The sequence below is a fragment of the Kribbella sp. NBC_01484 genome, assembly GCF_036227145.1.
Taxonomy (GTDB): Bacteria; Actinomycetota; Actinomycetes; order Propionibacteriales; family Kribbellaceae; genus Kribbella.
In genome coordinates, this window is sequence record NZ_CP109437.1 from 6,857,434 (window position 1) to 6,876,660 (window position 19,227).

General features: G+C 69.4%; 20 protein-coding genes. 11 read left to right on the forward strand and 9 right to left on the reverse strand.

The genetic code is table 11. The features are described from left to right. Positions 1-16: 16 nt before the first annotated feature. The 4 genes from OG555_RS33230 to OG555_RS33245 all read right to left on the reverse strand — a co-directional run bounded on the left by OG555_RS33230 (position 17) and on the right by OG555_RS33245 (position 4,162). Positions 17-220 (reverse strand): hypothetical protein, encoded by a 204-nt coding sequence (locus OG555_RS33230; RefSeq protein ID WP_329476515.1) that lies wholly within the window; start codon positions 218-220, stop codon positions 17-19. A gap of 26 nt (positions 221-246) precedes the next feature. After that, positions 247-933 carry a hypothetical protein gene (locus OG555_RS33235; RefSeq protein ID WP_329476516.1) on the reverse strand — a complete coding sequence of 229 codons (687 nt, stop codon included), beginning with the start codon at positions 931-933 and terminating at the stop codon, positions 247-249. A gap of 118 nt (positions 934-1,051) precedes the next feature. Beyond that, entirely contained in the window at positions 1,052-3,748 is a 2,697-nt protein-coding gene (locus OG555_RS33240; protein WP_329476517.1) for a LuxR C-terminal-related transcriptional regulator, read from the reverse strand. 9 nt (positions 3,749-3,757) lie between these two features. Continuing rightward, on the reverse strand, positions 3,758-4,162 hold the full coding sequence (locus OG555_RS33245) for a hypothetical protein (RefSeq protein WP_329476518.1): 405 nt from the start codon (positions 4,160-4,162) through the stop codon (positions 3,758-3,760). Between the two features lie 173 nt (positions 4,163-4,335). Between OG555_RS33245 and OG555_RS33250 the strand changes: the two genes are divergently transcribed. Next, positions 4,336-4,926, forward strand: coding sequence for a helix-turn-helix domain-containing protein (locus OG555_RS33250; RefSeq protein WP_329476519.1), 591 nt, complete (start codon positions 4,336-4,338; stop codon positions 4,924-4,926). Here OG555_RS33250 and OG555_RS33255 read toward each other — a convergent pair. Both OG555_RS33255 and OG555_RS33260 read right to left on the reverse strand, forming a co-directional pair. After that, positions 4,923-5,495, reverse strand: a complete 573-nt coding sequence (locus OG555_RS33255; RefSeq protein ID WP_329476520.1) for a GNAT family N-acetyltransferase — start codon at positions 5,493-5,495, stop codon at positions 4,923-4,925. The two genes, OG555_RS33250 and OG555_RS33255, sit on opposite strands and share 4 nt — an antisense overlap. 55 nt (positions 5,496-5,550) lie before the next feature. Then, positions 5,551-5,736, reverse strand: coding sequence for a hypothetical protein (locus OG555_RS33260; protein WP_329476521.1), 186 nt, complete (start codon positions 5,734-5,736; stop codon positions 5,551-5,553). 231 nt (positions 5,737-5,967) lie between these two features. On the opposite strand from OG555_RS33260, the gene OG555_RS33265 reads away from it, so the two are divergent. The 3 genes from OG555_RS33265 to OG555_RS33275 all read left to right on the forward strand — a co-directional run bounded on the left by OG555_RS33265 (position 5,968) and on the right by OG555_RS33275 (position 8,597). Further along, positions 5,968-6,141: a CsbD family protein gene (locus OG555_RS33265; protein WP_328520346.1), complete on the forward strand. Its 174-nt coding sequence runs from the start codon at positions 5,968-5,970 to the stop codon at positions 6,139-6,141. 214 nt (positions 6,142-6,355) lie between these two features. Further along, the gene (locus tag OG555_RS33270; protein WP_329476522.1) at positions 6,356-6,556 is read left to right on the forward strand and encodes a hypothetical protein; all 201 of its coding nucleotides are present in this window, start codon (positions 6,356-6,358) and stop codon (positions 6,554-6,556) included. A gap of 106 nt (positions 6,557-6,662) precedes the next feature. After that, positions 6,663-8,597 carry an acyl-CoA dehydrogenase family protein gene (locus tag OG555_RS33275; RefSeq protein ID WP_329476523.1) on the forward strand — a complete coding sequence of 645 codons (1,935 nt, stop codon included), beginning with the start codon at positions 6,663-6,665 and terminating at the stop codon, positions 8,595-8,597. Positions 8,598-8,604: 7 nt separating this feature from the next. Here the strand turns inward: OG555_RS33275 and OG555_RS33280 are convergent, their stop codons facing one another. Continuing rightward, complete coding sequence (locus tag OG555_RS33280; RefSeq protein ID WP_329476524.1) at positions 8,605-9,195, reverse strand: GAF and ANTAR domain-containing protein; 591 nt, start codon at positions 9,193-9,195, stop codon at positions 8,605-8,607. Positions 9,196-9,505: 310 nt separating this feature from the next. Here OG555_RS33280 and OG555_RS33285 point away from each other — a divergent pair, with 310 nt between their 5' ends. Next, positions 9,506-9,688, forward strand: a complete 183-nt coding sequence (locus tag OG555_RS33285; RefSeq protein ID WP_329476525.1) for a hypothetical protein — start codon at positions 9,506-9,508, stop codon at positions 9,686-9,688. Between the two features lie 81 nt (positions 9,689-9,769). Here the strand turns inward: OG555_RS33285 and OG555_RS33290 are convergent, their stop codons facing one another. Continuing rightward, complete coding sequence (locus OG555_RS33290; RefSeq protein WP_329476526.1) at positions 9,770-10,063, reverse strand: putative quinol monooxygenase; 294 nt, start codon at positions 10,061-10,063, stop codon at positions 9,770-9,772. A 154-nt stretch (positions 10,064-10,217) separates the two neighbouring features. On the opposite strand from OG555_RS33290, the gene OG555_RS33295 reads away from it, so the two are divergent. The 6 genes from OG555_RS33295 (at position 10,218) to glsA (ending at position 18,088) form a co-directional block, all read left to right on the forward strand. Beyond that, a complete protein-coding gene (locus OG555_RS33295; protein ID WP_329476527.1) occupies positions 10,218-10,721 on the forward strand; it encodes a hypothetical protein in 504 nt (167 codons plus the stop codon). 73 nt (positions 10,722-10,794) lie between these two features. After that, positions 10,795-11,622 carry a cytochrome bc1 complex diheme cytochrome c subunit gene (gene qcrC, locus OG555_RS33300; RefSeq protein WP_442914454.1) on the forward strand — a complete coding sequence of 276 codons (828 nt, stop codon included), beginning with the start codon at positions 10,795-10,797 and terminating at the stop codon, positions 11,620-11,622. Positions 11,623-11,743: 121 nt separating this feature from the next. Next, positions 11,744-14,431: a LuxR C-terminal-related transcriptional regulator gene (locus OG555_RS33305; RefSeq protein WP_329476528.1), complete on the forward strand. Its 2,688-nt coding sequence runs from the start codon at positions 11,744-11,746 to the stop codon at positions 14,429-14,431. 172 nt (positions 14,432-14,603) lie between these two features. Then, complete coding sequence (locus OG555_RS33310) at positions 14,604-15,965, forward strand: leucyl aminopeptidase family protein (RefSeq protein ID WP_329476529.1); 1,362 nt, start codon at positions 14,604-14,606, stop codon at positions 15,963-15,965. Further along, positions 15,880-17,100: an SLC13 family permease gene (locus OG555_RS33315; protein WP_329476530.1), complete on the forward strand. Its 1,221-nt coding sequence runs from the start codon at positions 15,880-15,882 to the stop codon at positions 17,098-17,100. The genes OG555_RS33310 and OG555_RS33315 overlap by 86 nt, the downstream gene beginning before the upstream one ends. Before the next feature lies 1 nt (position 17,101). Continuing rightward, positions 17,102-18,088 carry a glutaminase A gene (gene glsA, locus OG555_RS33320; protein WP_329476531.1) on the forward strand — a complete coding sequence of 329 codons (987 nt, stop codon included), beginning with the start codon at positions 17,102-17,104 and terminating at the stop codon, positions 18,086-18,088. Positions 18,089-18,091: 3 nt separating this feature from the next. Here glsA and OG555_RS33325 read toward each other — a convergent pair whose 3' ends face one another. Continuing rightward, on the reverse strand, positions 18,092-19,207 hold the full coding sequence (locus tag OG555_RS33325; RefSeq protein WP_329476532.1) for a S1C family serine protease: 1,116 nt from the start codon (positions 19,205-19,207) through the stop codon (positions 18,092-18,094). Positions 19,208-19,227: the final 20 nt, after the last annotated feature.

A 19,227-nucleotide genomic window follows, 5' to 3' on the forward strand; every position in this document is an offset into this window, starting at 1 on the left:
CCCGCGGACTGGGAGATCACCCAGCCCGCGGGGGCTCTTCGGTCGGCAGTGCGCGTACGGACAGGAGGGTGGCGCCGATGTCGCGGATGCCGGCGAGGACTCCGTGGAGTTGTCCCTGGTCCGCGACCGTCCCGGTGAGGGTCGACGTACCGTCATCTTGACGAGTGATGGTGAGGTCGCCGAGCCAGGCCGGCCAGTGGTCGTCGAGGTGCCCGGCCACTGTGAACTGATAGCGCCGGCCACTGGTCAACGGACTGCGGTTTGGTCGAGTGCGACCGTCGTACGGTCGGCGATGGCGGTCTGCGGGTGTCGCTGGTCGCGCCACAGGGAGATGCCGAGCCCGATCAGGGCCACGCCGGTCGGGATCGCGAGCGGCCGGTTGAACGACTCCGGCAGGACGGCGAGAGCCAGCGTTGCGAGCGTGCCGATGGCGAGGAGTGCGGCGGCCCATCGCGCGAGGACGCGAGCGCGGAACAACGCGATACCGAAGAGGAGACCGCCGGCCAGGTAGCCCACGCCTTCGGCGGAGAGAGCGGTCTGCATCAGACCGATGTCGCCGGCCGGAGTACCGCCCGCGGCGGTGACGAGTACGTCGTTGACATAGCCGGGCGCGGTGTCGGCCAGCGTTGGGAAGACGACGGTAGCGACGAACTCGATCCCCAGCATGACGATGTAGCCGGCGCTGAAGACGAGGTAGCCGATCAGCCCCAGAATCCCGATCCGCCGGACCTGCCGCAGGTACATCCCGGTGATCCCGGCCAGTGCCAGCGCGGCCATGACGAACTTCGCGCCATTGCGGACGACCCACTCGGTGGTGGTGACGGACGCCACCTCCATCGGGGGGTGGTTGATCTGGACAGTGCAGAAGATCAGTCCGGCGACCGCGGCGGAAAGGCCGGCGGCCCGGGTGAGGCTGGTGGTGGTCACGGTCATGACGAGCTCCTTGGGTTCTGGAGGCCGGGCCCGGAGAGCCTGGCGATGACCACGACAGTAGGAATCGGGGTGGTGACCACACATCACCAAGCGATGCGACCGAGTTGGTGATTGGCGGCTACAGCAGGCCCAGCTCGGTGGCGCGAAGTACGGCGGCTCGCCGCGTCTTCACGTCGAGCTTGGTGAAGATGTGCCTGGTGTGGGTCCGCAACGTGTTGACCGAGACGAACAATCGCTGGGCGATCTCCGGACCGGTCAGGTCGGTCGCCAGCAGCCGGAGGACATCCAGTTCACGGTCGCTCAGGGCTTCGCCGTACGGGCTGGTGATGGCCGCATCTCCCGTGTCGGGCACGGCTGCACTCAAGAGCCGGGTCGCATGCTCAGCGCTGTCCGGCCGCTGTGCTGCGGCCCGGAGTAGGTCCTGCATGGGTGGGCCCTCGTCGAGAAGCAGCCGCGCGTAGCCCGCCGGGACGGCTTGGGCGAGGGCCGGCGCCAGCGCGGCGTGCGCTTGGTCGGTGTCGCCTCGGGCGTGGTGGGCGAGCGCTCGCAGCATCTGGGTTTCGATCACGCCGCCGCCGCGACCGGCTGCTTGCGCCTCGCCGTGCACTCGGTCGAGCAGGATCAAGGCATACTCGGTCTGGTGTTGGGCGATCAGGAGACGGGCGAGGGTGAGCTGGTCGAATTCGGCCAGGTACGTCGGCTCGTCGGTCACTGTGACCCGATGCTCGCGCGCCCAGCCCGAGGCGTCGGCCAGCTGTCCCCGGGCGATCCGTAGCCGGGCCTTCGCGGCCGGGATGGGGCGTACGTTCGGGAAGTACCCAGGCAGGTAGAGCGGTTCGGCTTGCTCGAGCATGTCCAGCGCACCGTCGAGATCGCCGCGTGCCCGGAGCAGTCCGGCCATGGCGACGTACCAGCGATGCCGGTTCTCCAGCAGGGACGCTGCTTCTCCGAGCTCCTTGGCCAGCCGCAGATGCTGCTCGGCCGCGTCCAGGTCGCCCTGCTCGCGAAGTACGTCGGCGAGGCCGACGTGGAGATCACCGATGCTGGCCAGCACCGGACCGGTACGACGTTCTGCGGTTGCCAGCGCTCGCTCGTAGAGACGGCGTGCCTCGATCGGGTGCCCACGAGCCAGCCACATGTTGGCCAGCACCACGGTCGCGCCCAGCGCGTCGGCGATGGTGCCGGCGGCCTGCAGACTGCTCACCGCTTCGCTGAACGTGTCGACAGCCGTGACGAGATCGCCCGACGCCCAGGCCGCCAGGCCGAGGAAGCCTGCTGCGCCCCCGCGGGTGAGATGGTCGTGCGGTCCGGCCAGGTCGAGTGCGTGCCGGGCGTGCGCGATCGTGCCGTCGACGTCACCGCGGGCCTGGGCGACCGCGGCTCGGTAGATCGCGATCGTGGCCGGCAGGAGCCGCAGTTCGTCCAGGCGCGCGGCTGCGGATCCCGTCCCTTCCACGGACGCTGTCGACGACTGCCCGGACGCGAGTGCTGCGTCGGCGTGGTCGAGCCAGGCGCCGACCCCGTCGAGGTCGCCTTCGGACAACCGCGTCCAGGCGAGATAGGCGCTCAGCAGAGGACGTCGGCGTACGACGTCGTCGGGCAAGGACTGGAGCCATCCACGCAAGGTGCGGTCCTGGCGGTGCCGTCGCAGTTCGGAGATGGCCAGCTCCACCAGATCGGCGGCTCGCTCGGACTCACCGGCAGCCAAGGCATGGGTCACCGCGTCGGCGACTGTGCCGTTCTCGGCGTGCCACTGGCTCGCGGTCCGGTGCAGCTCGCGCAGTTTGTCTGGATGCTGTTGGGCGAGTCGTGCACGGAGTGCGTCGCCGAACAGGTGGTGGTAGCGGTACCACTGGCGCGACGCGTCAAGGGGAACGAGGAACAGGTTGCCTCGCTCGAGAGCTTCCAGCGTCTCCTGCCCGTCGGCGCGGCCGGTCAGTGCGTCACACAGCGGGCCGCTCAGCTCTCGCAGTACGGAGGTGTCGAGGAGGAACTCGCGCGTCTCGTCCGGCTGGCCGCGCAGTACCTCCTCCACGAGGTAGTCGAGGACGAAGCGGTGGCTGCCCGCGAACGCCTCGATGAAGGCAGCCGCATCGTCCTGACCGCGCATTGACACGGCGGCCAGTTGGAGGCCGACAGCCCACCCCTCGGTCCGGTTCTCCAGGGCGGCGACGTGCGGGGGAGCGAGGTCGAGTCCCATCACCTGGTTGAGGAACGCGTCGGCCTCGGCCGGGGTGAAGCGAAGATCGGCGGCTCTCAGCTCGACGAGCTCGCCACGGCTGCGCAGGCGGGCCAGTGGCAGCGGTGGGTCGGCGCGTGTCGTGATGGCGATCGTGGCCCGGGGTGGAAGGTGGTCGAGCAGGAAGGTCAACGCTTCGTGGATCTCGGGCGCTTCGATCACGTGGTAGTCGTCCAGCGCGAGAACGGTCGATCCCTGCAGCAGGTCCAGATCGTTGATCAGGCTGACCAGGATCGCCTCGGTGGGCAAGGCTCTGTCGGTGTTCAACAGCGCGGCAGCTTCGGTGCCCACTTCCAGGTGTCGCAGCGACGCGACGAGATGGACGAGGAACCGGCGAAGGTCGTTGTCTTCGCTGTCGAGCGAAAGCCACGCCTCGCGGCCGGTTGCGGTCAACCATTGGCTCATCAGGGTTGTCTTGCCGAATCCAGCCGGCGCAGACACCAAGACCAGTCGGGGCCGCGAGCCCTCGTCCATCCGCAGCGATGCGGTCAGTCGCGGGCGGGTCACCAGTTCCCGGCGCGGCAACGGGACGTGGAGCTTCGACCCGAGGATTTCTCCCGCCTGGCCTGTGCCCATGGTCGAACGTTAGCGCCAGGCATCCCCTGGGGTCCGGACGTAGCGTCGCCAAACGTAGCGCCACGGGATGACAGCGAGGATGACGACGACGAAGGAGCAACGGAACAACAGATCGCGCGCTTCGGCGTTCAGGTCGTTGGAGACCAGCTGGGGAATCGCGACCGCGCCGATCCAGATGACCTTCCAGATCACCTCGAACAGCAGGATCGGCAGCATCCGCACCGGGTATCTGAGCCCGAGGAACGCCAGCAGCGACATGGCCGTCAGCAGACAGGCGACAACCCCTTCCATCACCGGGAGCGACCGAGCGTCCTGAACCACGACCGGCCACTTGACGACCACCAGCCCGATCCCCATGAACGCATAACCGAACCGCATGACATTCAGCTGCCGGGTGGACAGCTCCTGATCCATTCGCGATGTTCGTTCGCCAGGGACGGTAGTGGCGCTCACGGCGTGCCGCCGGCGGCGTGTGACGGGATGTGCTGCGGATCGAGCGATCGTGTGGTCATGCCCCAAGGCTGGGGGTGGGTGGGGGATGCGCCTAGGAAGGTTGCTGTTTGTGGGAATTGGGGGTCAGATGAGTCATGGAGGACGCCTCAGCGGCGGAGATCGCCGCGGTGCTCGAACGGGTCGGGGGACGGCTCAAGCAGCTCCGCGCACACCGCCGGCTGACGCTCACCGACGTCGCGACGGCGACGGGGATCTCGAAGAGCACGATGTCGCGGCTCGAGAGTGGGCAGCGGCGGCCGACCCTGGAACTGCTGCTGGCGTTGTCGAATGTGTACCGGGTGCCGCTGGACGACCTCGTCGCGGCGCCGGTGCAGGGCGATCCGCGGATCCGGCTCAAGCCCAGTCGCGTCAAGGGGCGGACGGTGATCCCGCTGACGCAGGAGCCTGACGGCACGCAGGCCTGGAAGATCGTCATTCCGGCCAGCAAGGCGCCCCCAGAGCTCCGGGCGCACGACGGCCACGAGTGGATCTACGTACTGTCCGGCCACCTGCGGCTCATCCTCGGCGACGAGGAGTCGGTGCTCGGACCCGGCGAGGTGGCCGAGTTCAGCACCGAGGTGCCGCATTGGTTCGGCAGCACCGGCGACGAGCCCGCGGAGATCCTCAGCATCTTCGGCCGCCCCGGCGAACGGATGAATGCCGGGGGGACGACTCCGCACGCTTAGCGCAGGTCGAGGCGCATGAGGATGCGGGGGTGGCCGGCCAGGACGGACGTGGTGTCGGCGGCTTTGGTGAAGCCGGCGTGTTCGAAGTTCTTGCGGAGTCCGGCGTACGCCATGGTCAGGTCGACCTTGGCGTCGCCGTTGTCCAGCGGATAGGCCTCGATCAGGGGCGCGCCGTGGTCGCGGGCGAAGTCGACCGCGCCGGCGATGAGGGTGTGCGAGATGCCCTGCTTGCGATGACCCGGGCGGACGCGAATGCACCACAGTGACCAGACCGGCAGATCGTCGACGTGCGGGATCTTGCGGTTGCGGGCGAAGGAGGTCGCCGAGCGCGGTGCGACCGCGGCCCAGCCGACCGGGGTGTCGCCGTCATACGCGAGTACTCCCGGAGCGGGCTCGGCTCGGCAGAGCCCGGCGACGTACTCGCCTCGGGCCGGACCGCGCAGTTCGTTGTTCAGCTTGGACGGGATCCGGTAGCTCAGGCACCAGCAGACGCTGGACCCAGGCGACTTCGGGCCGAGGACGGCACGCACATCCTCGAAGACCGCAGCCGGGCGAATCGCGATGCTCATGGCCTCACGATCGCACGCGGTACGCACGCCAGTCGGACGATCGGTGAACGCACAGTCAGAGTGATGCTGGTTGCGCCGCATCCTGCTCGGTCGATGGGATGAAGTCGGTGGACCTGGCGAGCCGCGAATGGGCTCCGAACCAGGCGTCCAGTACGGCGTCGTCGCCGAGCACGTCGAAGAGGGCCGGGCCCCGCTCGACGATGCGCAGCAGAGCGAGCAGGCGCTGCGTCGTCTCGCACATGATCGTCCCTCCGCCCAGCGTCGTAGCTTCCTGATCCCAGCCGCCGTCTCAACCGTGCCCCGGCTCGAAGCAGACGAAGTGGACGGCGCTTCAGGTCTGAACGCCGAGACCCCTCTCCCCACCCATCGCGTGGAGAGCACGAGGCGTTACAGATCCGGTCCAACGCATGGATCCGGGGATCGCGGGCACCCGGACGGGGTTGGATACCCCGAGCCCGTAAAGGAGAGACCGATGGGTGTCGGAGACAAGATGAAGAACGTCGCGGACGCTGCCAAGGGCAAGACCAAGGAGAAGGTCGGCGACGCGACCGACGACCGCGATCTGCAGGCCGAGGGCCAGGCGGAGAAGACGAAGGCCGACCTGAAGCAGGCCGGCGAAAAGGCCAAGGACGCCTTCAAGGACTGACCTCAGCATCCCGAGGGACCCGATCCAGCCAGATGGGGTCCCTCGGGCGTTTCCGGCCTGCTGGCCGCCGTTGAAGTTGCCCGAGGGCACGGATTGGTGAGCGGAGTCCGTAATCCGGTTGATGGGGTGAGGGGGCTAGTGCGGTGCGGAGGGCGATGGCAGACTGCGGTTGGCGGGGCTGTTGGGGAGTCAGCAGCCGGGGTGACTGGGGGACATGATGGCGGTTGGTGGCGTGGACACCTACTACGACTACGACGAGAAGCAGTGGAAGAGCCGGAGGCTCGGCGGGGGACCGATCCGCCGCGGCCCGGTGTGTCCTGCTCCGAGGACGCCGTCGCAGGAACAGCACGGCTCCAGCACGACCACCCACGCCGAAGGCCGCACGAAGAACACGGCAACCCGCGCCACGGTCTAGCGGCCCGGAAGAGCTCCACAGCACCTAGCGGCGGCCAGTCGGGGTGTGGACTGTGCCTGTCCGGGTACAGGCACAGAGGAGGCTACTGTGGAGTAAGGGGTGTGGTGTGAGTACAGGCGAGCGGGTCGTGCGGGATGTTGGTGAGCGGGAGGCTCGGGAGACTGCTGAGGCGGCCCGGGAGACGGTGTGGGTGCGACCGAGCTTCGCCAAGCAGCTGTATCTGGGGGACTTCGACCTGTCGCTGATCCATCCGCATCCACGCGCCACGGCCGAGGACGCGGTCCGCGGGGACGAGTTCCTCGGCCGGCTCGCGGCGTACTGCGAGACTCTCGACGGGCTGCTGATCGAGCGCGAGGCCCGTGTCCCGGACGAGTATCTGCAGGGATTCGCCGACCTGGGTGTGTTCGGCCTGAAGATTCCGACCGAGTACGGCGGACTCGGCCTGCCGATGTCGTACTACGGGCGCGCGTTGATGCTGATCGGGTCGGTCCACCCGACTCTCGGTGCGCTGGTGTCGGCTCACCAGTCGATCGGCGTACCGGAGCCGGTGAAGCAGTTCGGCACCGATGAGCAGAAGCAGCGCTTCCTGCCACGCTGTGCGGGTGGCGCGGTAACGGCGTTCCTGCTCACCGAGCCTGATGTCGGCTCCGACCCGGCGCGGATGGCGTCGACTGCGACGCCGACCGACGACGGCCAGGCGTACCTGCTCGACGGCGTGAAGCTGTGGACCACGAACGGCGTGATCGCCGAACTCGTCGTGGTGATGGCCCGCGTTCCCGAGCACGACGGTCAGCGCGGCGGTATCACGGCGTTCGTGGTCGAGGCGGACTCGCCCGGCATCACGGTGGAGAACCGCAACGCGTTCATGGGCCTGCGCGGGATCGAGAACGGCGTGACCCGCTTCCATCAGGTCCGGGTGCCGGCCGGGAACCGGCTGGGCCGCGAGGGCGAGGGCCTCCGGATCGCTCTCACGACGCTGAACACCGGACGACTGTCGATCCCGGCGCTCTGTGCCGCGGCCGGCAAGTGGTGCGTGAAGATCGCCCGCGAATGGTCGTCGGAGCGTGTCCAGTGGGGCCGCCCGGTCGGCAAGCACGCGGCGGTGGCCGAGAAGCTGTCGTTCATCACGGCGACCACGTTCGCGCTCGAAGCGGTGCTCGACCTGTCGGCGCAGCTGGCCGATGCGGGGAGCAAGGACATCCGGATCGAGGCCGCACTCGCCAAGTTGTGGTCGAGTGAGATGGCCTGGAAGGTCGCCGACGAACTGGTGCAGATCCGCGGCGGCCGTGGCTACGAGACGGCCGACTCACTCGCCGCCCGCGGTGAGCGCGCCGTACCGGCGGAGCAGATCCTGCGCGATCTGCGGATCAACCGGATCTTCGAAGGCTCGACCGAGATCATGCATCTGCTGATCGCGCGGGAGGCGGTCGACGCGCACCTGGCCGCGGCCGGCGACCTCGCCTCGGCCGACGCGGATCTGCGGGCCAAGGCCAGAGCCGCCGTGAAGGCCAGCGGGTTCTACGCGAAGTGGCTGCCACAACTTGCCGTGGGCAAGGGATCCGTTCCGACGTCGTACGCCGAGTTCGGCCCGCTGGCGCATCAGCTCCGGTACGTCGAGCGCGCGGCTCGCCGGCTGGCCCGGCAGACCTTCTACGGGATGAGCCGCTGGCAGGCCAAACTCGAATACCGGCAGGGATTCCTCGGCCGGATCGTGGACATCGGTGCGGAGCTGTTCGCGATGGCGGCGTCGTGTTCGCGGGCCGAGATGCTCCGGACGGACGATCCGGTCCGCGGCGAAGCGGCGTACGAGCTGGCGGGGGCGTTCTGCGGGCAGGCGCGGTTGCGGGTGGACCACCTGTTCGACCAGCTGTGGTCGAACACCGACGACACCGATCGGAGCTTGGCGGACCGGGTGCTGGACGGCAGGTACACCTGGCTCGAGGACGGCGTGATCGACCCGTCCGAAGGCACCGGCCCCTGGATCGCCGCCTGGCAACCAGGCGAGTCCAAGGCCTCCAACCACTCGCGCCGCTACCGCTGAACCCTTGCTATTTGCTCGCCCCGGCTTCGGCATCGCGGATCAGCTCGGTGGCGACGTCGCGGAGTTTGCGATTGGTCTGCCGGCTGAAGCGGATCAGAGTGTCGAAGGCACGGCCGGAACTGATCGAGTAGCGCTCCATCAGCAGGCCGACCGCCTGGCCGATCAGATCGCGGGTCTCGATGGCGGCGAGCAGGTTCTCCTCGCGTTGCGCACCCGCGTAGGCGACGGCCGCGTGGGCGGCGAGCAACCGGCCGACATGCTCGGACTCGTCGGTGAACGCGTTGGCCTCTTGGGCGTACAGGTTGAGCGCGCACAGGCTGTCGTCCTTCACGAACATGGGGAAGGCCAGCACGCTCAGGGCTCCCAGCTCAGCCGCACGGGGAGCGAACCGCGGCCAGCGGAGCTCCCGGCGCATGTCGTCGACCCGGATGATCCGGCGCTCGTGCAGTACAGCGTCCAGACATGGCCCTTCGTCGACCTCCGACATCACGGCGTCGACACGGGCCGGCAGCACGCCCGACTCTGCCTTGTGCTCCACCCGGTTGCCACCGACGAGTGCCGTCACGGAACCAGCCTCTGCCCCGGGGACGAGATCCATGGCGGCCTGCACGACTTCTCGCAGTACCGCATCAGGATCATCGGCATCGTGAAGTTCCCGGGCCAGTTCACTCAGCGCATGGGCGAGCTGGTCCGGCTCCGACTGAGTGTCTTGCGGTGCCGGCCCTAGACTCCCCGAACTGCGGCGATCGGCCACGAGCACTCCTGCTTTCCTGGGTAGCACCGCAAGGCAGTTCAGTCCAGGGGTTCGGCGATTTGTTCGGGCACAGGGGTTGATCTAAGCGCTTCCAGCGGTCATAGTGGTTCAGCCTCAGACAGCCGGGCGACTTCTTCGACCTGCCGAGGCCTCTATGCGCGATGCTGACACCAGCACAGTCCGCGAACTGATTGCCGCCCTCCACGCCGTCGAGGCCGAGCTGCGCGCGGCCCGCTGTACCGCCGATCTCGATCGGCTGACCGCGTTGATCCGACGCAAACGGTCGACCCTGTGCGAACTGCGCCGACGCCGCCTGCAGCTGTCCTGCGTGGCGTGATCCCGTCACCCACTGTCCGATTGCGGGCCCGTCCCTCTCCGGAGGGGGCAGGGGGAGCGGGCCCGCAATCACCTTCCTGCATCAGTCGTTGACGTCGTGCAGTTCGAGGACGCGGTTGTCGAGCCGCGGGACGATCTGCTCCAGGACGAGCTCCTTGAAGTGGGTGGTCTGCTGGTGCGCGGCGAAGGCCTCGCGGGACTTGTACCGCTCGAGCAGCACGTACGTGCGTTCGTCGTCCAGCTGGCGATAGGCGACGAACGAGAGGTTCCCGGGTTCGGTCCGTGCCGCCTCGATCAGCCGGGGCAGCACGGCGAGCACGGCGTCCTCCTCGCCCTTCTTCATCGTGTGCTTGGCGATCACCAGAAGCTCGGTCACAGATCCTTCTCTCTCTAGGCTTGGTACGACGCTATCCGCCCGGCCGCCGGCCACCCGGCCACCCGGCCCTGATTTCATGGTTGATCGGGACGCGTCGGTTCTACCAGGGTTGAGTTACCTCACGTAGTCTGCCCAGAGCGGGGAGGAGACTGCGATGAACCGTGGCTTGCTGAACTCGTTGACCGACGCCGAGCGGCTGCTCGTGGCCGAGACCGAGCGGGACGAGCTGAAACGCCTGGACGAGGACGAACTCCTGGACTTGCACCAGCGGATCCGACGGGCGCGAACCAAGTACGTGAAGAACTACCGGCGCACCGCGAGTGCCGCCGTCGCGCAGACCGGTGGCCGGGGGATGTCCTACCCGAAGAACCAGCGCGATCGCGACAAGGCGGAGCTGTTCGAGTCGGTCCTGGCGAGGGTGAGCCGCGAGGTCGCCGTGGTCGCCAACCGGGCGTCGATGGAGCTACGCAGCGAGCGGCTCGAGGCGGCGCGGGCGGCCAAGTCGGGTGCCGGTGCGCCGACGATGCGTGCCGTCGACCAACCGAAGCCGGAGGCGCGCACCAGGGCGCGGGCAACCAAGACCACGGGTGGCTTGAAGAAGGACGCCTCCACCCGGGCCACCGGCGCGCGTAGGCAGGCCAAGCGCGACGCCCGCTGAGGGCTCGCCCGAATCGGGGGATCCCAGCCGGCTTGCGGTCATGTCAGTTTGTCCCGCGACGGGAGGTGCGGAGATGCGAAGGACAAAGTTCGCAAGGACCTTGGTGGTTGGCTCGGCGCTGGTCATGGTCGGCCTCGCGTACGCCGTACTCGTGCCGGACGGCGCGGCCGGTGCGGACGGGCCGCAGTCCCAGCAGATCGAGGAAGGACGCAAGCTGTTCGCCGTCGGGTGCTCGAGCTGCCACGGTGCGCACGCCGAGGGGGGAACCGACGGCGAGGGACACATCACCGGGCCGTCGCTGATCGGCGTCGGCGCGGCCGCGGTCGACTTCCAGGTCAGCACCGGACGGATGCCGGCCGCTCAGACCGGTGCCCAGGTGCCGCAGAAGCCCCGGGTGTACACCCCCGAGGAGACCGCGGCGCTGGCGGCGTACATCGCCTCCCTCGCCCCTGGACCCGCGATTCCGGCTGAGGAGGCGTACGACGTCAGCAAGGCGACACAGGAGGAGGTCGTCCGCGGCGGTGAGCTGTTCCGGACGAACTGCACGGCCTGTCACAACTTCTCGGGTCGCGGTGGTGCGCTGCCGAACGGACGCTATGCGCCGTCGCTGATGGGGACATCGCCCAAGAACATGTATCAGGCGATGCTGACCGGCCCGCAGCAGATGCCGGTCTTCTCCGATGGCGTGTTCACCCCGGAGGACAAGCGCGCTGTCATCGCCTACCTCGTCAGTCTGCAACAGTCGGAAGACCCCGGGGGCTTCGGTCTCGGCCGGCTCGGGCCGGTGGCCGAAGGCCTGTGGGGCTGGCTGCTCGGCATCGGTGCGCTGGTCGGCGTGGCGGTGTGGATCGGGGCCAAAACGCCTCGCGTCAAGCGCGACGAAGAGGGACCAAAAGGATGACAAAGGGCCGAATCGGCGCGCCGTAGTCGTTGCGAACCAGTTAGTCTCGTTATTTTGAGGACGGAGAAGGAGCGGGACCAGGGCAGAGCAGGACACGTCGGCCAAGGGGAGGGCGACGAGGGTGACGACCCCGACGCCAGGCGATACGAGCGAGGAGATCCGGCGCTCGTCAGCCGGCCGCGTCCCGCGGCCGCCGCTGACGCTGGTGACTCGTGAGCGGCTGCATTCCGCCCTCGACCTCGGCGCGCGAGCACCGCTGACGATGCTGGTGGCGCCCGCCGGCACCGGCAAGACGGTCCTTCTGTCGGACTGGGTCGCACGCCGAAGACAGGCGGGCGGGTCCGTGGTCTGGGTGCCGGGTCAGGCGGCCGGCGCGCTGGCCGAAACGATCGACGAGGCGGCCGGCGCCGACGGCACGCGACCTCCCGATCCGGTCGTCGTCGACGACGCTCACCTGCTCCCGGCCGAGACTGTCGCCGGCTTGTCCCAGATGCTGAGGAAGTCGCCGCACGCGGTCCGGCTCGTGCTGGCGACCCGGTACGACCTTCCACTTCCGGTGCCCGAGCTCGAGCTGGGCGGTATGGCGTTGACCCTGCGGTCGAGGGATCTGCGCTTCAACGACGCCGAGGCCACCGCGCTCGTGCAGGCACATGCGAGCAATGCCACCGCGGAAGACATCTCCCTGTTCCAGGAGCAGACGGCCGGCTGGGCAGCCGCGCTGGTGCTCGCGGCCCGGGCCTTCGCCGCGTCCGGCGCCGTCGTCTGGCCGCTCGCGAATCAGCGGCCGGTGCTCGACCTGCTCCTCGGCGAGACCCTGAGCACGCTCGACGCGCGGGTCCAGGCGATGTTGCTGAGTACCTTCGGAGCCACCGCGGTGACCGGACACCTCGCGGTGATGCTCAGCGGCGACGCGGACGCCGGTGCGATGCTCGCGGATCTCGCCGGCAGCGGACTACTGGTCACGGCGTACGCCGACGGCCAGCGCAGCGACCCGCTGTATCGCTACCACCCACTGCTCGTCGAGCTGCTTCGCCGCCGGGTTGCCGGTAGCAACGAGGACGCCCGCACGGTGGTCGCGGCGCAGCGCCGGTCCGCCCTGTACTACGAGAACCGGGGCGACGGCGGGACCGCACTGCGGAGCGCGCTGGGCGCGGACGACCCGGCACTCGTCGCCCGGATCCTGCTCGGGCACGGGCCGGAGATCCTGGCCGCCGGGGATCTCCCCCTCGTCACGGCCGGCTTCGAGGCTCTCCCGGACGGCTATCTCGCCGCTCACCCACACCTGATCGGTGTCCGCGGATTGCTGCGACGCGTGTCCGGCGACGTCACCGGGGCAGTCATGGACGCAGCCTCGGCCGACGACCTGGTAGGCGCGACGGCGCGGCAGCCGGTCACACCTGACGACGACGCCCTGGAGGCAGACGCCGTACTGCTGCAGCTGTGGGAATCCCGCTACGGCTGGCAGGACGTTCATGCCGCGATCGGCCGGGCACGGTGCATGCTGGCGCTGGAGCCCATCGATGGCGACCCCGGGCGCCGCGCCGTACTCGCGCCCGAGCGGCTGGCGTGGTTGCTGATCGAGCTCGCGGCGGCGGAGACCTGGGCCGACGAACTCGATGCCGCGCTCAGCCACCTGGACGAAGCCCTCGTCACGGCTCGGATGGCCGGCCACACGCGGCTGGTCGCGGGTGGTCTCGCGCACCGGGCCGTCGTGCAGTATGCGCGGGGCCAGCTGCAGAATGCGGCCCGGTCGGCGCAGGCGGCCCTCGACGTGGTCGGCGAGGACGGGCTACCGCAGGAGTACGCCGTCCGGGCCCACGTCGTGATGGGGTTCGCGGCCATGAGCCAGCTGGATCTCGACGGCGCCTGGCATTGGCACCAGCTCCTGGTCGCGACCGACCTGGCCGACTCCGACACCGTGGTCACGGCGTTGCGCTCGATCCTGCACGCCGAGCTCCTGATCGAGGCCGGTCGTCTCGACGAGGCGTTGACCGCGCTCACCACCGATCCCGCGGGGGCCGGACCGCTGCCGTCGTTCCTGTCCCGGGACCTCGCGCTCCTGCGGGTCCGGCTGGCGATTCTGCTCGGGGACCGGGCCGGCATCGAGGCGCAGCTCCGGGAGCTCGACCGGACCGGCAGCGCGACCGAGGCCGAGTTGCTCCGGGCCATGCTGTCGATCGGCCGGGGCGACCTGCAGGCAACCGTGGCGAGGATCGATCAGATCCTCGATCGACCCGACCCGTATCCTCCGATCGCGTCCGCGGCGGCCGCGTTCCGCACCGTCCTGCTGGCCCGGATGGGCGATCTGCCCGCTGCCGATGCCTCGCTGGTGGACACTCTGAACCGGGTGGCTCCGCAGCGCGTCCTGCAAGCCTTCGTCCCGGCCAGTGGTGAACCGGGGTTCCTCGACCAGCTGCGCAGGCACGTCGACGGACCTAACCCGCATCCGTTCGCCGCTCTCGCGCTCGGGAAACTGACCGACTACCTGGCCGCGTCGAGCGAGTCCAGCAGCCTGACCCTGCTGGCGCGGACCCGGCCGGACGGGCATGCTCCGCCGCCGCGTCGCCTGGACGCCGTGGTCAACGGCGCCCGGATCCGGTTGACCGCCCGCGAGGCGGACGTGCTCGACCAGCTCGCACTCGGCAGTTCGTACGCCGAGATCGCCCAGGCGCTCTACATCACCGAGAACACCGTCAAGACCCACCTGATGTCGCTCTACCGCAAGCTGGGGGTGGAGAAGCGCTCGGCGGCCCTTCGGGTCGCCCGTGCCGTCGGCCTGACGCGGGGCGGCGGACAGCCCTTCGGCTGATTCATCCCCCACACCGGGTGACCCCGGTAGCTTTCCGACGGCCGCTGCGGCGTTCTCAGGTCACCTCATTCGGAGGAGGGCGAGGGGCGCGCCCGGTTGATGGGATGGGGCGTCGCGGAACGGTGGGCGCGTCGTCCACCGCCGCTGCCGAGCTCCGGCCGGAGGAGATCACGTGAACACGACCCGAGACGACTTCGATCCGATCCCTTCGACACGTCACCGGATACCTGTGAGCGTTGCTTCGCTGAAGCAGGCCGAGGAGGCGGCGGACGCGCTCGCCGTACCGGTTGCCCTGGGCAAGGAGCCTCCGGACGAGCTGGGCATCGACGCGGCCGGACTGGCGTCCGCCGGATTCACCGGTGAGCGCGGCCAGACCCTGGTCCGGACCCGGGAGGACGGTCCGGTCCGGGTCGCCGTCGGGACCGGTGCGCCGGAGCGGATCGACGCCACGCTTGCCCGCGACCTGGCCGCGGAGTTCGCCCGCGCCGTCCCCTGGCACAGGCGCCTCGCGATCGAGGTCCCGTCGCGGGACCTGGGGATCTCCCGGGCCGACTTCGCCCAGGCGGTGACCGAAGGCGTGCTGCTCGCCCGCTGGCGGTACTTCGTCGGCAAGGACGCCGACCGGGCTCCGCTCGAATCGCTGCTGGTGGTCGCGCCCGACGAGGACGCCGAGGAGATCGGCCGCAGCGTCGAGCGCGGTCGCAACATCGCCGAGGCGTACTGCCTCGGCCGCGATCTGGCCAACTGCCCGGCGACCACCCTGTCGGCGGTCCGGATGGCCGAGGTCGCCCAGGAAGTCGGTCCGCCGGCCGGTCTCGTCGTCGAGGTGTTCGACAAGGAGCAGCTGATCGAGTTGGGCTGCGGAGGCCTGCTCGGGGTCAACCGGGGGAGCGTGGAGCCGCCCCGGATGATCCGGCTCCGCTACCAGCCCGAGAACCCGACGGGCCGGATCGCCCTGGTCGGGAAGGGCGTCATGTACGACTCCGGCGGGATCAGCCTGAAGCCGAGCGACGAGTCGCACGCCCAGATGAAGAACGACATGACCGGCGCCGCGGCCGTGCTCGCCTCGATGACCGCCCTGCAGGCGCTGGGATGTACGGCGGCGGTGACCGGCTATCTGATGTGCACCGACAACATGCCGTCGGGGTCGGCGATGAAGCTCGGTGACGTGCTGAGGATGCGCAACGGTACGACGGTCGAGGTGTTGAACACCGATGCGGAAGGACGTCTCGTGATGGCCGACGCACTGGCGCTGGCAACCGAAGAACCGGTCGACGCGATCGTCGACGTCGCCACCTTGACCGGCGCCTGCCTGCGGACGTTCGGTGTCGAGATCGCCGGTGTCATGGGCAACAACTCGGCAGTGGTGGAGCAGTTGAGGCGCGCGGGGGACGTCGTCGACGAGCCCGTCTGGGAGCTTCCGCTGCACCGGCACCATCACGATCTCGGTGCTGCTCGGCCCCATGCTGTTGCCGGCCGCTCGGCCCGCCAATCCGGCTGTCGACTTCGCCGTCCATGCTCAGACGCTCGATGAGCACTACGACCGGGCGGACGGCTTCTACCGGCTCCAGGTGCGTGAGCTCTCGCCGTTGCTCGGACAAGGGGTCGGCGAGCTCGACCTCACGGCGTACCCGGACGTGGTGATCGTCGGCGTGCAGGACGGGCAGGGACAGTACCGCGCGGATGCGGCCATCGATGTCGGTGACGTCCTGGTGGTGACCGGCCCGCCGGCGCAGGTGAGCAGCCTGACCGCCGACTCGGCACTCGCGGTCAGAATGGCGCCGACGCCGGTCGACGACCTGATGACTCGTGAAGCCGGAGTGGTCGAGGTCGTCATCCCACCGCGATCGTCCCTCGTCGGCGAGACGGTCTTTCCGGGCCTGCGCCGTAGCGGTGACCTCGTCATCATCGCCGTCCAGCGGATGGGCAAGGACCGCGGTAACCGGCAGACCCAGTTGGCCGAGGGCGATGCGATCCTCGTCCACGGCCCGTGGCCGGCGCTCGACGAGCTGACCAGGGACCGGGACGTCCTGCTCGTGGACTCGCCGGAACTCATCCGGCGCCAAGCCGTGCCGTGGGGGCCGAAGGCATCGATCGCCGTCGCGATCCTGGGTGCGATGGTCGTCCTGCTCGCGACCGGCGCGGTGCCGCCCGCGATGGCGGGTCTGCTCGCCGCGACCGCGATGGTGCTGACGAAGGTGGTCGGACCGCAACAGGCCTATCGCGCCATCTCCTGGCAGATCGTCGTACTGATCGGCGCCCTGATCCCGTTGTCGGCCGCGATCCAGTCCAGCGGCGCCGCGGAACGGATCGCGGACCTGATCATCGACGCGATCGGGCCGGGCCGGCCGTACTTGTTGCTGCTCGCACTCTTCGCCCTCACCGCCGCCCTCGGACAGATGGTGAGCAACACCGCGACCGTCCTGATCGTGGCGCCGATCGCGGTGGCGGCCGCCCAGGGGACCGGGACCTCCGTCAAACCGGTCCTGATGCTGATCGCCGTGGCCGGAGCGGCGTCGCTGCTGACCCCGATCTCGACGCCCGCGAACATGATGATCATGAGTCCCGCCGGGTACCGCTTCGGTGACTACTGGAAGCTCGGTCTCGTCGTGATGGCCTGGTGGCTCCTCACGGCCCTGGTCGTCGTCCCGCTGGTCTGGCCGTTCTGACATGCCGAACGCCGACAGGTACGTATCCACCGGCGGCCTGCCCGAAGTCACAACGGTCGCCGAGCTCGTCCAGGCGGCGTACGAGCGCTTTCGCGGTGTTGGCGACGGGACGGTCTCGGAGGTGTATCCCGCCTTGGCCCGGGCGGATCCGGAGGGGTTCGGTCTGTGCGTCGTGGCGATCGACGGGCGCCGGTTCGAGGCGGGCGACTCCGGCCGGTCGTTCACGATCATGAGCGTCGCCAAGCCGTTCGTGTTCGCCCTGATGTGTCAGGCGGTCGGGGTCGATGCCATCCGCGCCCTGGTGGGCGTGAATGCGACCGGCTTGCCCTTCAACTCGGTGCAGGCGGTCGAGCGATCTCCGCAAGGACGGACCAACCCGATGGTGAATCCCGATGCGATCGCGACGACCAGCCTGACACCGGGTCGTTCGCTGGAGGACCGGTGGCAGTTCATTGTCGACGGTCTTTCCCGCTTCGCCGGCCGGGAGCTCGTGCTGGACGACGACGTCCTCGCGTCCGCGCTGGCCACGAACCATCGCAACCGGGCCCTCGCCGCCCTCCTGCGGAGTGTGGGCGGGCTCTCCGGTGATTCCGAGGAGGCGACCGAGCTCTACACCAGGCAGAGCTGTCTGAGCGTCACCGCGACAGATCTGGCAATGATGGGGGCGACGCCGGCGGACGGCGGCGTGTGCCCGGTGACGCAGGAACGGGTCGTCGATGCGGATGTCGCGCGTGTGACGCTGGCGGTGATGACGATCGCGGGCCTGTACGAGACCTCCGGGGACTGGCTGCTCGACGTCGGGGTTCCGGGCAAGAGCGGGATCGGTGGCGGGATCGTGACGGTCTCGCCCGGTAAGGGTGGGCTGGGAACGTTTGGACCGCGGCTGGATCAGGCCGGCAACAGCATCAAAGGTCAGCTGGCCGCGGAGTTCCTGGCCCGCCGGCTCGGGTTCGACCTGCTCGCCTCGCAGCCGGTCCCGCCCGCGTGAGTACTACGGCGCGCCCAGGGTGAGGGTGGTGGTCGCCGACGTGCCTCCCCGCAGGTAGGTCAGCTCGATGGTGTCTCCGACCTTGCGGGTCAGCGTCGCGACCACGATCTGCTCACTGCTGACAGCCGGTGCGTTGTCGACCTCGGTGATGATGTCGCCTGGTTGCAGGCCGGCCTTGGCAGCCGGGCCGCCGGGGTCGACCGCGAGGACGAACAGGCCGGTCTGGGTGCCCGCCGCCTCGGCGACCGCGGGTGGGATCTCCTGGACCTGCAGGCCGGTCGTCGGGTGACCCGGCTGTCCGGTCCGGATGAGTTCGTCGGCGATCGGTTTCGCCAGGTCCACCGGGATCGCGAAGCCGAGGCCGACGCTGCCGCCGCCGCTGACCCCGGCCTCGTTCGGCACCGTGGCGATCGCTGCGTTGACTCCGACCAGATGCCCGGAGCAGTCCACCAGGGCGCCGCCGCTGTTGCCGGGGTTGATGGCCGCGTCGGTCTGGATGGCGCCGATCAGATGGTGGGTGACACCGTCGCCCGGCACCGGAACGTAGCGATCCAGTGCGCTGACGATGCCGGAGGTGACCGTGCTGGCGAGGCCGAGCGGAGCGCCGAGGGCGACGACGGGCTGGCCGACCCGCAGCGACGCCGACGACCCGAGGGTGATCACGGGGTAGTCCTTCGCGCCGTCGGCGGCCTTGAGCACCGCCAGGTCGGTGCTGGGATCACGGCCGACGATCGTGGCGTCGGAGCTGTGACCGTCGCTGTACCGGACCGAGACGTTGCCCCCACCCGCGGCGACCGAGATGACATGGTCGTTGGTGAGGATGTACCCACCGTCCTGGAAGACCTGGCCGGACCCGGTGCCGGCCTGGGCGCCGCGGCTCGCCGCGATCGTCACGATCGACGGCAGGACCTGGTCCGCCAGCGGGATCGCGGGGCACATCGCCGTACTGGCATCAGCCGATGACGACGCGCCGGGGGTATCGTCGTTGCTCCGTACGGCGACGATGATCAGCGCCGCCACGACGATCACCCCGGTCGCGATCGCGATCCACAGCAGGTGGCGCCGGTCGTCCGGCGGTGTGGCTGCCGGCGTCGGCGGTTCGCTGTCGGCCTGGACCATTTGGACCTCCTCCGGTCCCC